Source organism: Exiguobacterium sp. s63 (assembly GCF_018617335.1).
Lineage (GTDB): Bacteria > Bacillota > Bacilli > Exiguobacteriales > Exiguobacteriaceae > Exiguobacterium.
Genome location: NZ_JACSKB010000006.1, coordinates 1 through 13118, shown reverse-complemented (window position 1 = coordinate 13118; position 13118 = coordinate 1). Strand labels below are relative to the sequence as shown.

At 47.4% G+C, this 13118-nt stretch carries 20 protein-coding genes; all 20 read left to right on the top strand.

Annotated elements, in window-relative coordinates:
• Window positions 1-4: 4 nt before the first annotated feature.
• Window positions 5-505, top strand: coding sequence for a 30S ribosomal protein S5 (gene rpsE / locus KNO90_RS13950; RefSeq protein ID WP_012727660.1), 501 nt, complete (start codon window positions 5-7; stop codon window positions 503-505).
• A 15-nt stretch (window positions 506-520) separates the two neighbouring features.
• Complete coding sequence (gene rpmD / locus KNO90_RS13945; protein ID WP_214734753.1) at window positions 521-706, top strand: 50S ribosomal protein L30; 186 nt, start codon at window positions 521-523, stop codon at window positions 704-706.
• A 31-nt stretch (window positions 707-737) separates the two neighbouring features.
• Window positions 738-1178, top strand: a complete 441-nt coding sequence (rplO, locus tag KNO90_RS13940; RefSeq protein WP_012727658.1) for a 50S ribosomal protein L15 — start codon at window positions 738-740, stop codon at window positions 1176-1178.
• Complete coding sequence (gene secY / locus KNO90_RS13935) at window positions 1178-2467, top strand: preprotein translocase subunit SecY (protein ID WP_214743079.1); 1290 nt, start codon at window positions 1178-1180, stop codon at window positions 2465-2467. The genes rplO and secY overlap by 1 nt, the downstream gene beginning before the upstream one ends.
• A gap of 79 nt (window positions 2468-2546) precedes the next feature.
• A complete protein-coding gene (locus tag KNO90_RS13930; protein WP_012727656.1) occupies window positions 2547-3197 on the top strand; it encodes an adenylate kinase in 651 nt (216 codons plus the stop codon).
• Window positions 3194-3952, top strand: coding sequence for a type I methionyl aminopeptidase (map, locus tag KNO90_RS13925; protein WP_211782057.1), 759 nt, complete (start codon window positions 3194-3196; stop codon window positions 3950-3952). Before KNO90_RS13930 ends, map begins: the two co-directional genes overlap by 4 nt.
• Window positions 3953-4057: 105 nt before the next feature.
• Window positions 4058-4276 (top strand): translation initiation factor IF-1, encoded by a 219-nt coding sequence (infA, locus tag KNO90_RS13920; protein ID WP_021066622.1) that lies wholly within the window; start codon window positions 4058-4060, stop codon window positions 4274-4276.
• A 30-nt stretch (window positions 4277-4306) separates the two neighbouring features.
• Window positions 4307-4420: a 50S ribosomal protein L36 gene (rpmJ, locus tag KNO90_RS13915; RefSeq protein WP_003156543.1), complete on the top strand. Its 114-nt coding sequence runs from the start codon at window positions 4307-4309 to the stop codon at window positions 4418-4420.
• A 19-nt stretch (window positions 4421-4439) separates the two neighbouring features.
• Window positions 4440-4805, top strand: a complete 366-nt coding sequence (rpsM, locus tag KNO90_RS13910; protein ID WP_012727653.1) for a 30S ribosomal protein S13 — start codon at window positions 4440-4442, stop codon at window positions 4803-4805.
• Between the two features lie 16 nt (window positions 4806-4821).
• Window positions 4822-5217 (top strand): 30S ribosomal protein S11, encoded by a 396-nt coding sequence (rpsK, locus tag KNO90_RS13905; protein WP_012727652.1) that lies wholly within the window; start codon window positions 4822-4824, stop codon window positions 5215-5217.
• A 92-nt stretch (window positions 5218-5309) separates the two neighbouring features.
• Entirely contained in the window at window positions 5310-6254 is a 945-nt protein-coding gene (locus tag KNO90_RS13900) for a DNA-directed RNA polymerase subunit alpha (RefSeq protein ID WP_012727651.1), read from the top strand.
• 24 nt (window positions 6255-6278) lie between these two features.
• The gene (gene rplQ / locus KNO90_RS13895) at window positions 6279-6632 is read left to right on the top strand and encodes a 50S ribosomal protein L17 (protein ID WP_012727650.1); all 354 of its coding nucleotides are present in this window, start codon (window positions 6279-6281) and stop codon (window positions 6630-6632) included.
• A gap of 69 nt (window positions 6633-6701) precedes the next feature.
• The gene (locus tag KNO90_RS13890; protein WP_214743080.1) at window positions 6702-7538 is read left to right on the top strand and encodes an energy-coupling factor transporter ATPase; all 837 of its coding nucleotides are present in this window, start codon (window positions 6702-6704) and stop codon (window positions 7536-7538) included.
• Entirely contained in the window at window positions 7514-8392 is an 879-nt protein-coding gene (locus KNO90_RS13885; protein WP_214743081.1) for an energy-coupling factor transporter ATPase, read from the top strand. The genes KNO90_RS13890 and KNO90_RS13885 overlap by 25 nt, the downstream gene beginning before the upstream one ends.
• Window positions 8389-9180, top strand: a complete 792-nt coding sequence (locus KNO90_RS13880) for an energy-coupling factor transporter transmembrane component T family protein (RefSeq protein WP_215113878.1) — start codon at window positions 8389-8391, stop codon at window positions 9178-9180. Before KNO90_RS13885 ends, KNO90_RS13880 begins: the two co-directional genes overlap by 4 nt.
• Entirely contained in the window at window positions 9177-9917 is a 741-nt protein-coding gene (gene truA, locus KNO90_RS13875; RefSeq protein WP_215113877.1) for a tRNA pseudouridine(38-40) synthase TruA, read from the top strand. The genes KNO90_RS13880 and truA overlap by 4 nt, the downstream gene beginning before the upstream one ends.
• 144 nt (window positions 9918-10061) lie before the next feature.
• Window positions 10062-10499, top strand: coding sequence for a 50S ribosomal protein L13 (gene rplM / locus KNO90_RS13870; protein ID WP_026824852.1), 438 nt, complete (start codon window positions 10062-10064; stop codon window positions 10497-10499).
• 25 nt (window positions 10500-10524) lie between these two features.
• The gene (rpsI, locus tag KNO90_RS13865) at window positions 10525-10917 is read left to right on the top strand and encodes a 30S ribosomal protein S9 (RefSeq protein WP_012727644.1); all 393 of its coding nucleotides are present in this window, start codon (window positions 10525-10527) and stop codon (window positions 10915-10917) included.
• 134 nt (window positions 10918-11051) lie between these two features.
• Window positions 11052-12083, top strand: coding sequence for a P-loop NTPase (locus KNO90_RS13860; protein ID WP_214743084.1), 1032 nt, complete (start codon window positions 11052-11054; stop codon window positions 12081-12083).
• An 11-nt stretch (window positions 12084-12094) separates the two neighbouring features.
• The gene (locus KNO90_RS13855) at window positions 12095-12739 is read left to right on the top strand and encodes a KinB-signaling pathway activation protein (RefSeq protein ID WP_214743085.1); all 645 of its coding nucleotides are present in this window, start codon (window positions 12095-12097) and stop codon (window positions 12737-12739) included.
• Window positions 12740-13118 lie beyond the last annotated feature (379 nt).

The window sequence follows — 13118 nt, the reverse complement described above, 5'->3', positions numbered from 1 at the left end:
CTCGATGCGCCAGTTAGACGTTAACATGGAACAACTTGAAGAACGCGTTGTTACCGTAAACCGCGTCGCGAAAGTCGTAAAAGGTGGCCGCCGCTTCCGTTTTGCTGCTCTCGTAGTCGTAGGTGACAAAAATGGTCACGTCGGTTTCGGTACAGGTAAGGCACAAGAGGTGCCAGAAGCGATTCGCAAGGCTATTGAAGCCGCTAAGAAAAACATGGTACAAGTACCTATGGTTGGTACAACAATTCCACACGAAATCACAGGAGTATTCGGAGCAGGTCGTGTATTCATGAAACCAGCTTCTGAAGGTACTGGGGTTATCGCTGGTGGTCCAGTTCGTGCGGTGCTCGAACTTGCAGGTGTAGGTGACATCCTTTCGAAATCGTTAGGTTCAAACACACCGATCAACATCGTCCGCGCGACGGTACAGGGCTTGACTGAGCTCAAAAAAGCAGAGGAAGTTGCTAAACTACGTGGTAAAAGCGTAGAAGAACTTCTTAACTAAGGGAGGGAACTAGACATGGCGAAACTCGCAATCACCCTCACACGCAGCACAATTGGTCGTCCGGAAGATCAGCGTGTTACTGTACGTACACTCGGTCTTCGCAAAATGCATCAAACGGTCGTTGTCCCAGACAACGTCGCGATGCGCGGTATGATCAACAAAGTGTCGCACCTTGTGACTGTAAAAGAAATCAACGAATAATAAAGATTTTAATAAATAAGGAGGTGCCACTATGAAACTCCATGAATTGAAGCCAACTCCAGGTTCACGTCACGAACGTAACCGTGTCGGTCGCGGTATGGCGACTGGTAACGGTAAAACTTCTGGCCGTGGACACAAAGGTCAAAAAGCTCGTTCGGGCGGTGGCGTTCGTCCAGGATTCGAAGGTGGACAAAACCCACTTTACCGTCGTCTTCCAAAACGCGGTTTCAACAACCCAACTCGTAAAGAGTACGCGGTTGTTTCCCTAGACACGCTTAACCGATTCGAAGCAGGTACTGAAGTTACTCCAGAACTCTTAATCGAGACTGGTGTTGTCAGTTCTGCAAAAGACGGAATCAAGGTCCTTGCTAACGGCAAGCTTGAAACTAAATTGACTGTAAAAGCCAACAAGTTCTCGGGTGCAGCGAAAGAAGCAATCGAAGCAGCTGGCGGTACAGTTGAGGTGATCTGATGTTTCAGACGATCTCCAATATGTGGCGCGTGAAAGATATTCGACAGCGTATTCTCTTCACACTCGCAATCATCATCATTTTCCGCATCGGGGCTCATATCCCGGTGCCGATGGTGAATACGGATGTGTTGCGTTTTGACTCAGGAGGTCTTCTTGACTTCTTGAACTTGTTTGGAGGAAATGCTTTACAGAACTTCTCCTTGTTCGCAATGGGGATCATGCCGTACATTACGGCATCGATCGTTGTGCAACTTTTACAAATGGACGTCGTTCCAAAGTTTGCCGAATGGGCTAAACAAGGAGAGGCGGGCCGTAAAAAGTTAGCGACGGTCACGCGCTATGGGACGATCATCTTAGGCTTTATCCAAGCGACTTCATTGTCGTTTGGATTCAACCGCCTCTACCCAGGTCTCGTCAATGAGATGTGGGGAACGGCAACTTACTTTGTGATCGCGATTGTACTCACTGCGGGTACAGCGTTCTTGATGTTCCTTGGTGAGATGACGACGGAGAAAGGTGTTGGGAATGGTATTTCCATCATCATCTTCGCTGGTATCGTTGCCGGGTTCCCAAGAATCTTCACGCAGATTTATGAAACAAAACTCCAAAACGCTGGAGATGCATTGTTCATTAATATCGTTTACTTGGTTGTATTGGCACTTGTTATTTTGGCGGTCACGATGGGCATTATTTATGTTCAACAAGCGGCACGCAAAATTCCAATCCAATATGCAAAACGCACGGCGAACCGTACCCCAGTGGGTGGTCAGTCGACGCACTTGCCAATCAAGCTAAACGCAGCAGGTGTTATCCCGGTCATCTTCGCGATTTCCTTCATGGTAACACCACCAACTGTTGCGAGCTTCATTGCTTCTCCGGAGACAACGCAAAAATTACAAACGTACTTTGACACGACGGCGCCAATCGGAATGTCGATTTACGTTGCATTAATCATTGCGTTCTCATATTTCTATACGTTTGTTCAGGTCAATCCAGAGCAAATGGCAGAAAACCTGCAGAAGCAAGGTGGTTATATTCCTGGGATTCGTCCTGGGGCGCAAACAGAACAGTACATCACGAAGTTGCTGTATCGATTGACTTTCTTCGGAGCGATTTTCTTATCGCTTGTGGCGATCATGCCGACAATCTTCATTAAGCTTGCCGGTCTCCCAACTTCCGTTCAAATCGGAGGAACGAGCTTATTGATCGTCATCGGGGTAGCCCTCGAAACGATGAAACAAATCGAAAGTCAACTTGTAAAACGACACTATAAAGGCTTTATCCGTTAAAGCGGAAGGAAGGGTTGACCCTTCCTTCCTGTCGTGTTTACGAGACCTTCGTGAAAATCAAAACTGGAGGCTAACCGAGATGAATCTAGTACTCATGGGCTTACCGGGTGCTGGGAAAGGGACTCAAGCGGCTAAAATCGTAGAAGAGTACCAAATCCCTCACATTTCGACAGGCGACATGTTTCGTGCGGCAATCAAAGGCGGAACGCCACTCGGTAAAGAAGCCAAGTCATTCATGGATAAAGGTGAACTCGTACCGGATGAGGTAACAATCGGAATCGTACGTGAGCGTCTTAGCCAAGATGACACAGAAAAAGGTTTCTTACTCGATGGATTCCCGCGTACTGTTGCTCAAGCAGAGGCACTCGAAAGTTTGCTTAAAGATTTGGGGAAACAGATTGACCACGTCGTCAACATCGATGTGGATGCGGAAATTCTCGTTCCACGCTTAACAGGTCGTTGGATCTGCCCAACGTGTGGTGCGACATATCACGTGATCTTTAACCCACCAAAAGTGGAAGGCATCTGTGATGTGGATGGGTCGGCTCTTATGCAACGTGAAGACGATAAAGAGGAAACGGTTCGCCGTCGCCTTGACGTCAACATCGAGCAATCGAAACCACTCATTGACTTTTACGCTGAAAAAGGGTATCTTCGTACATTGGATGGAGATCGTCCAATCGATGTCGTGTATGCCGATGTCAAAGCATTACTCGGTGATACTGAATGATCATCACGAAGACGCCTCGTGAAATTGCGATTATGCGTGAGGCTGGGCAAATTGTTGCTCGAACGCACCAGGTGCTCAAACAGCACATTAAACCAGGAATCACGACGCTAGAGCTCGACCGGATTGCGGAAGATTACATTCGCAGCCAAGGTGCGACGCCATCGTTCAAAGGCTACAACGGTTTTACCGGTAGTGTTTGTGCTTCGGTGAATGAGGAGCTTGTTCATGGCATTCCAGGAAAACGGGTATTGAAAGATGGAGATATTATCTCAATCGACATCGGTGCCTATTACAATGGATACCATGGAGATTCCGCTTGGACTTATCCAGTGGGAACAATCTCGGAAGAGACACAGCGGCTACTTGACGTAACCGAAGAAAGTCTGTATAAAGGATTGGAGCACGCCAAGGCTGGAGGGCGATTGACAGATATTTCGCATGCGATTCAAGCATATGTTGAATCACATGACTTTTCTGTCGTCCGCGAATACGTCGGTCATGGTGTTGGACAAAATTTGCATGAAGAACCGCAAATTCCACACTATGGTCCACCGGGGAAAGGGCCGCGCCTGAAGACTGGGATGACGTTAGCCATTGAACCAATGGTCAACGCTGGTCAACGCTATGTTCGAACACTGGCTGATAACTGGACAGTTGTCACCGTGGACGGTAGCATGTGCGCCCACTTTGAGCACACCATCGCCATCACAGACGATGGATACGAGATTTTAACGAAACTCGATTCCGGTGAATGAGGCTCTATTGTTTCATACTGATCCATTTTGGATCCTTCTCTCACAGTAGATGGCAATAGATCGTCTGTGCTCCTAAAGATTTTCATATAGAAAGGGGAATAAATGATGGCGAAACAAGATGTCATTGAAGTGGAAGGCACTGTTGTCGAACCACTTCCGAACGCAATGTTTAAAGTGGAGTTAGAAAACGGCCACACGGTGCTCGCGCACGTCTCAGGGAAAATTCGGATGCACTACATTCGGATCCTTCCAGGTGACCGCGTAACTGTTGAGTTGTCTCCATACGACTTGACTCGCGGGCGGATTACGTACCGTTATAAGTAACTCCGATTTTTCCAGGAGGAGGGTATACTCATGAAAGTAAGACCGTCGGTAAAACCGATTTGCGAAAAATGTAAAGTTATTCGCCGTAAGGGTAAAGTAATGGTAATTTGCGAAAACCCGAAACACAAACAAAAACAAGGTTAATTTCAGAGGAGGTGCACACATGGCACGTATTGCTGGTGTAGATATTCCACGCGAAAAACGTATCGTTATTTCGCTCACATACATCTATGGTATTGGTAAAACAAAAGCACAAGAAATTTTGAAGGCTGCAAACGTTTCTGAAGAGACACGCACACGCGACCTTACTGAAGATGAACTCAACCGTATCCGTGAAGCAATTGACGGAATCAAAGTTGAAGGTGACCTTCGTCGTGAAGTTTCACTTAACATCAAACGTTTGATCGAGATCGGCGCATACCGCGGTATCCGTCATCGCCGTAGTCTCCCTGTTCGCGGTCAAAACACGAAGAACAACTCGCGTACTCGTAAAGGCCCACGCCGTACAGTAGCGAACAAGAAGAAGTAAAGGAGGGAATTGAACAATGGCGAAACGTAAGCAAAACGTACGTTCTAAACGTAAAGTTAAAAAACATGTTGAAGTCGGTGTGGTACACATCCGTTCTACATTCAACAACACAATCATTACAATCACTGACACGCAAGGTAACGCGATCTCATGGGCTACTTCTGGTAACCTCGGATTTAAAGGATCACGTAAATCGACTCCGTTCGCAGCACAAATGGCTGCTGAAACTGCAGCGAAAGTTGCAATGGACAACGGTATGCGTACAGTAGAAGTTAACGTTAAAGGTCCTGGTGCTGGACGTGAAGCGGCTATCCGTGCGCTCCAAGCTACTGGTCTCGAAGTTACTGCAATCCGTGACGTAACTCCAGTTCCGCACAACGGTTGCCGCCCTCCGAAACGTCGCCGCGTATAATCGCTTGAGCGTGTGAAGGGCTTACCTAGCACGACAGCTTATACTTTAGCAGCTCAAACTGCACGGCAGGATATACTCAAGGAGGGGTTCAGATGATCGAGATTGAAAAACCAAAGATCGAAACGGTCGAAATCAGCGAGGACGCTACGTTTGGTAAATTCGTAGTAGAACCGCTTGAACGTGGATATGGCACTACTCTCGGTAACTCACTACGTCGAATTCTATTGTCATCGCTCCCAGGTGCAGCGGTAACAGCGGTTCAAATCGATGGCGTGCTTCACGAGTTCTCTACGATTGACGGTGTTGTCGAAGACGTCACTCAAATCGTACTCAACCTCAAGAAGTTGGCACTCAAAGTGTACTCGGAAGAAGAGAAAACGCTTGAGATTAACGTTTCAAGTGCCGGTGCTGTCACTGCGGCAGACATTACCCATGATAGCGACGTTGAAATCTTGAATCCTGAGCTCCACATCGCGACTCTCGCTGACAATGCGACGCTTCGCATGCGTTTGACTGCTCGCCGTGGTCGTGGTTACGTCCAGGCAGAAGATAACAAACGTGATGATATGCCGATTGGGGTCATTCCAATCGATTCGATCTATACACCGATTCAACGCGTGAACTACGAAGTAGATAAAACACGTGTCGGTCAAGACGCAAGCTTTGATAAGCTTTTGTTAGACGTGTGGACAGATGGTTCAATTCGTCCGGAAGAAGCTGTATCATTAGGGGCTAAAATTTTGACTGAACACTTGAACATCTTCGTTGGTTTGACAGATGAAGCTCTCAACGCAGAAATTATGGTCGAGAAAGAAGAAGACCAAAAAGAAAAAGTACTCGAAATGACGATTGAAGAACTCGATCTCTCAGTTCGTTCGTACAACTGCTTGAAGCGCGCTGGCATCAACACTGTTCAAGAACTCGCAAACAAATCAGAGGAAGAGATGATGAAAGTTCGTAACCTCGGACGTAAATCACTCGAAGAAGTTCAACATAAGTTGGACGAACTCGGTTTGGGCTTGCGTAAAGAAGACTAAGTTCAACCGAAGGAGGGAAATGTAATGGCTTATTCGAAACTTGGCCGTACAAGCTCGCAACGCAAGGCGCTTTTGCGTGATCTTGCAACTGACCTAATCATCAACGAGCGCATTCAAACAACTGAACAAAAAGCGAAAGAACTTCGCCCAGTCGTTGAAAAATTGATCACTCTTGGGAAACGTGGCGATCTTCATGCCCGTCGTCAAGTAGCTTCATTTGTTCGTAAGGAGAACGCTGGAGAAAAAGACGCAATCCAAAAATTGTTCGAAGACGTGGCACCACGCTACGCTGAACGTCAAGGTGGATACACGCGCATCATGAAAGTCGGCCCACGCCGCGGTGATGGTGCAGAAGTTGTAATCATCGAACTCGTCTAATTCATTAGGCAGTCAACAGGGCATGCGGTGACGTATTGCCCTGTTTCCACATCAGAAAGGAGTCGACCCATGGAATCACAAATTATGGTACGGGATGTCGTATTTCATTACCCTGGACAATCTGAGCCGGCGCTTAACGGCCTATCGCTCGATGTATATAAAGGGGAATGGCTTGCGATCGTTGGCCATAATGGTTCCGGCAAGTCGACGCTGACAAAGTTGTGGAACGGGCTTCTTATTCCTGAACAGGGAGAAGTCCGCGTCGAGACACTCGATCCGTCGAACGCCACAGACGTGTGGGACGTTCGGACGCGAATCGGGGTCGTCTTTCAAAATCCCGACAATCAATTTGTTGGGGCGACCGTGCGCGATGATGTGGCATTTTCTCTCGAAAACATGGGACTTCCACGTCAAGAAATGGTTCGTCGAATTGATGACAGTCTAGCGCGCGTTGGATTATCGGAACTAGCGGACCGTGAACCGCATCAGTTATCCGGTGGACAAAAGCAGCGCGTTGCGATAGCTGCGGCTCTCGCAATGCGCCCGCGTGTCCTCGTGCTCGATGAAGCGACCTCTATGCTCGACCCGATTGGGCGACAAGAGGTATTACAAACGGTACGACAGCTCGTCTCGGAAGGGATGACCGTTGTTGCCATTACACACGAGCTCGACGAAGTGTTGTTTGCCGACCGTATCATTGCACTGTCGAAAGGCACGATTGCGATGACCGGCACACCTGAAGACGTGTTTCAACATCCAGATACGCTTCGTGACATTCAATTAGATGTCCCGTTTATCGTTCGGATGCAACTCGAACTGAAGGCGCGTGGCATTCCACTCGATCGTCTGATGCTACAACATTCGGAGTTGGTGAACCATCTATGCCGATACGCATTGAAGAAGTAACATATCAATATCAACTGAATACTCCGTTTGAACGAACCGCGCTGCGCGATGTGAATGTAACCATTCCGTCGGGAGCGCTTGTTGCGTTTCTTGGGCATACGGGCTCTGGGAAATCAACACTCGTTCAACATATGAACGGCTTATTGCGCCCGACTGACGGACGCGTGGTGGTCGATGATATCACTGTCACCCCAATTCGGACGCGTCGTGACAAAAAACAGAATCTTTTACCGCTTCGGCGTCGCGTTGGGCTCGTCTTTCAATATCCAGAGCACCAATTGTTTGAAGAGACGGTCGAACGCGACGTCATGTTCGGTCCGCGCAACTTTGGGGCGACAGATGCCGAAGCGAAAGAGCGTGCCCACGAGGCCCTTCGTCTTGTTGGGTTAGATGAAGCATTATGGGATCGTTCTCCGTTTGATCTCTCAGGCGGCCAGATGCGTCGTGTGGCGATTGCTGGGGTTTTAGCAAGCCGTCCCGACGTGCTTATTGTCGATGAACCGACAGCGGGTCTCGACCCGATTGGGAGACGGGACATGCTCGCCTTATTCAAACGCTTGCGGGAAGAGTTGAATCTGACGTTGATTCTTGTCTCGCATGACATGGACGATGTACTCACCTATGCAGAACGCGTCATCGTGATGGAGCATGGTCAAGTTGCGTTTGATGGGGATCCGTTTGAATTGTTTCAAGACGAGGCACTAGTCCGACGTCTCCAGTTAGATCTCCCGCATGTTCTTGAACTCGCTCGAGATTTAGCGCCAATATTTGATGAAACAGAGATTCCGCTTATACGGACCGAGACTGAATTGGCTGATTGGATAGCGGAACGACTGAAAGGGGGAGCGACATGATTATCGGTCAGTATATACCGGGACATTCGTGGCTCCACTCGCTTGATGCTCGTGCCAAGACACTTTTCATATTAGGATTTATCCCGGTCGTGTTTTTAGCAGACAACTTGTGGACGAACTTGTTTCTACTAGCATTCACGTTGTTTGTGGTTAAACTATCACAACTGTCGTGGCGTTATTTATGGAATGGATTACGCATGATTCTTTTTTTAATCGTCTTCACATTGTTGTTGCAGTTGTTATTCAATCGAGACGGCACACTTCTTTTCGAATTAGGTCCAATCGCGATTTATTCGGATGGGATTCGGATGGGGCTGATCGTCTCGCTTCGCTTCTTTTATCTCGTCATGTTGACGACACTCGTGACGTTGACGACGACACCGATGGAATTGACCGATTCGATTGAAGCGGGACTACGACCGTTCGAACGGATTCGTGTGCCGGCCCATGAGATTGCGTTGATGCTCTCTATTTCACTTCGTTTCCTCCCGACCCTTGCGGACGAGACGGACCGAATTATGAAAGCCCAGCAAGCTCGAGGCGTCGATTTGATGAGCGGACCTTGGAAATCCCGACTAAAAGGGGTCATTCCTCTTTTGATTCCATTGTTCATCTCCGCGTTTAAGCGCGCTGAGGACCTTGCTACGGCGATGGAGGCTCGTGGTTACCGTGGAGGGGAAGGGCGGACGAGATTGCGTGAGATGGAGTGGCAAATGCGTGATACGGCCGTATTACTCATCTTTGTCGCCTTGACACTCATATTGTTTGGATTGAGAGGGATTGGATGAGACGTATTAAACTGATTGTTTCTTATGACGGAACGCGTTATGCAGGATATCAAGTACAGCCGAACGGTAATACCATTCAAGCGGAAATCGAGGCAGTTCTGACCCGCATGCATCGTCATCCGGTAAAAATCGTCGCCTCTGGTCGCACAGACGCCCGTGTGCACGCATTAGGGCAAGTGATTCACTTTGATACGTCGCTACAGATGCCGGCCGAGCGGTTCGTCAAAGCGTTAAACGCGATGCTACCGGACGATATCCTCGTTAAACAGGCGGAAGAAACGGATACCTCATTTCACGCACGTTACGGTGCGAAACGAAAAGAGTATCGCTATCACATCCGTCAGACGGAGGACCCATTTCGTCGGCACTATGCTGCGACCGTGACCTACACGCTGAACGTAGAAGCGATGCGTCAAGCCATGGAGCGGTTGATCGGGACCTATGACTTCACGTCGTTTTCTGTAACAAAGGCAGAAGTCGAAGACCGTGTCCGTACTATCTACGAAGCCGAAGTGCTCGAGATAGGGGACGAGATGATCTTTCGGTTCGTTGGATCGGGCTTTTTATATAATCAAGTCCGCATTATGGTTGGGACGGTCATTGAGGTCGGGAGAGGGAAGTATCAGCCCGCTGATATCACCGAAATGCTGGGAGCGAAAGACCGCCGCGTGGCGGGAATCACCGCGCCGCCACATGGTTTGTATTTATGGAATGTGAATTATGAAAAAGTAGATTGACATTCCCCCTATAAAATCGTATTATATTCATTGGCATTTCATTTTCACATTTAGAGATGAACCACAATCTTAGCCCCGTAAACTAGGATTATGATAAAGCATCAAAAAAATTAAGTGAACAGACATTTCTAGGAGGTATTCCACATGCGCACAACATTCATGGCTAAAGCATCTGAAGTAGAACGCAAATGGCTCCTTATCGACGCAGAAGGCAAAACACTTGGTCGTTTGACTAGTGAAGTAGCTTCACTTCTTCGCGGTAAGCACAAGCCGACTTTCACACCACACGTTGATTGCGGAGACCACGTCATCATCATCAACGCTGAGAAAATCAAATTGACTGGTAACAAATTGAATGACAAGATCTACTACCGTCATTCAGGTCATCCAGGCGGTTTGAAATCACAAACTGCAAAAGAGCTTCTCGCAAAACGTCCAGAGCGTATGCTTGAACTCGCGATCAAAGGGATGCTTCCAAAAGGATCACTCGGTCGTCAACAATTCAACAAACTCCACGTTTACGCTGGAACTGAACACAAACATGAAGCACAAAAACCAGAAGTTTACGAACTTCGCGGTTAATCGAGACACAGGGAGGAACTAAACGATGGCAGATGTACGTTACTACGGAACAGGCCGCCGCAAACACTCGGTGGCTCGCGTTCACCTCGTTGCAGGTGACGGTAAAGTTGTTGTAAATGGCCGCGATATCTCAGAATACTTCGGTCATGAGACTTTAATCATGATGGCTAAATCACCACTCGTATTGACTGAAACAGAAGGTAAATACGATGTAATCGTTAACGTTAACGGTGGTGGATACACTGGACAAGCTGGAGCGATTCGCCACGGCGTATCACGTGCGCTTCTTCAAGCGGACCCAGAATTCCGTCCAAGCCTCAAAGAAAAAGGCTTCTTAACTCGTGACGCTCGTATGAAAGAACGTAAAAAATACGGTCTTAAAGCAGCACGTCGCGCACCACAATTCTCGAAGCGTTAATCTTCGCGAAGTGGTTCGAACTCTCCATCCTTTCGGGTGGAGAGTTTTTTGTTTAAATTAGTCGATTCCGAACCCGTCAAGAAAACGCTTTTTTTGATATACTGATATCGAAACAGTTATAAGGGGGAAGCAATATGCTTACAGTAGAGCAAGTACGCGAGGAATTGGCGGGGCTTGTTGATCCGACAATCAACCGAACGCTTGGAGATACAGCGGGAGTTAAAGACATCCGCATTAAAGAAGACTATGTGAGTGTGAAAGTAGCACTCGGGCAAACAGGGAGCGGGGAACAGCTTCAGTTACAACAGGAGATCGTCACGTTGCTCAAGGGGAAAGGCTTTAAGACGGTTGGACTTCGTTTTGAGGCATTGAACGACGAAAGCTTGAAGGAGGCAACAAAGCCGGCAATCCTTCGTGAGAATTCAGGAACAACGTTTATCGCGATCGCTTCAGGTAAAGGTGGCGTAGGGAAATCGACAGTATCCGTCAACTTAGCTGTTGCCCTTGCGCGTGCCGGGAAGAAAGTTGGCTTGATTGATGCGGATATTTATGGATTCAGTGTTCCGGATATGCTTGGGATCGAAGAACGTCCGGTCGTTCGTGGGGAAAAAATCATTCCAGTTGAGCGGTTCGGCGTGAAAGTCATTTCGATGGGCTTCTTCGTTGAAGACAATGCGCCGGTTATCTGGCGTGGACCGATGCTTGGGAAGATGCTCAATAACTTCTTTAATGATGTGGAGTGGGGAGACCTCGACTATCTATTGCTCGACTTACCGCCAGGAACTGGAGACGTCGCGCTTGATATTCATTCCATGCTCCCGTCATGCCAAGAATTGATTGTGACGACACCTCATGCGACAGCAGCCTTCGTTGCTGCACGTGCGGGAGCGATGGCGATTAAAACGAACCATAAAGTGTTAGGTATCATTGAGAACATGGCTTACTTTGAAAGTAAGCTGACAGGTGAAAAAGAATACGTATTCGGTTACGGCGGTGGAGAGAAATTGTCAGAGGCGCTGAAGAGTAAGCTTCTCGCTCAAATTCCACTCGGTCAACCGTATGACAATGAGGAAGATTTTGCTCCTTCCGTCTATCGGGATGGCCATCCGTTCGAGCATACGTATGATGAGTTGGCGCAAGCAGTCATTCAACAAATAGAAGGGTGAATCGGTGAGAGATGAAAGTACAAGGTTTTTTACGTTTGTTTTGGACAACGCTCGTATTTGGAACGTTGTTTGGATTCCTGATGAATTTATTAGCGAATCCAGGTTATTTGGTCAGTCAGTCCTGGGAGGCAATTGTTACAGCGCTTAGTTACTCGAGTACATGGACTGGGATCAGCATGATGGGCTTCTTTGCCTATTTAATTGTTCACCGTGTGGGACTTGATTTATTCAGAGGACCACGTCTATGGAATCGAGTGCAAGTTCTGTTGATTGCATTCGCGATTTTTGATGCCGTCTACTTACGAGTGCTCGCATTCGGAAATGATCATGTGTGGCGTTATATCGGCGAGATGGTTGTGTTACTCATTGTCGCTTGGGTAGTTGCTACGAGTAAGGCGAAACAAACGAACATGACGGCTTTCATCCCGACCCTTTTCTTAATGACAGTGATTACGTTAATCGAGTGGATTCCAGCACTTCAAACAACGGACGAGATTCCATTACTTTGGCCGGCGCTAGCTACCTTAGTGTTTGCGAACGCCTATCAAGTGTTGATGCTTCATCGTTTCCAACAAACCGGACAAGTTGCTGAATCAGCTTCATCTGGAGAAGTGAAGAAAAAAAGCAAAAAACAGATGTCGTCAAAATCCTCTTAAACGTTACCGGTTGTATGGATTGCTCTACTTCAGTGGAGCGGTTCATCAACCGGTTTTTTTATATTTAATCGTTCGAATGAAAAAAATAAAAGTTTTTTTAGAAAAATAGTTGACGGAATTTTAGGATGCTGATATATTAATAAACGTCGCTGATGTTGTTCACGAAACAACCTTCAGGAAGCGAAAAAAATAATAAAAAGTGGTTGACTTTACTGAGTCAAATCGCTATTATTAAAAAGTCGCTAACACGACAACGATTGGTCTTTGAAAACTGAACGATGAGGCAAAAAAAGTTTTACAATTTTTGAATGAAGCGCAAGCTTCGTCAATTTAAGAGCTATATCAAATTCTTTGGAGAGTTTGATCCTGGCTCAGGACG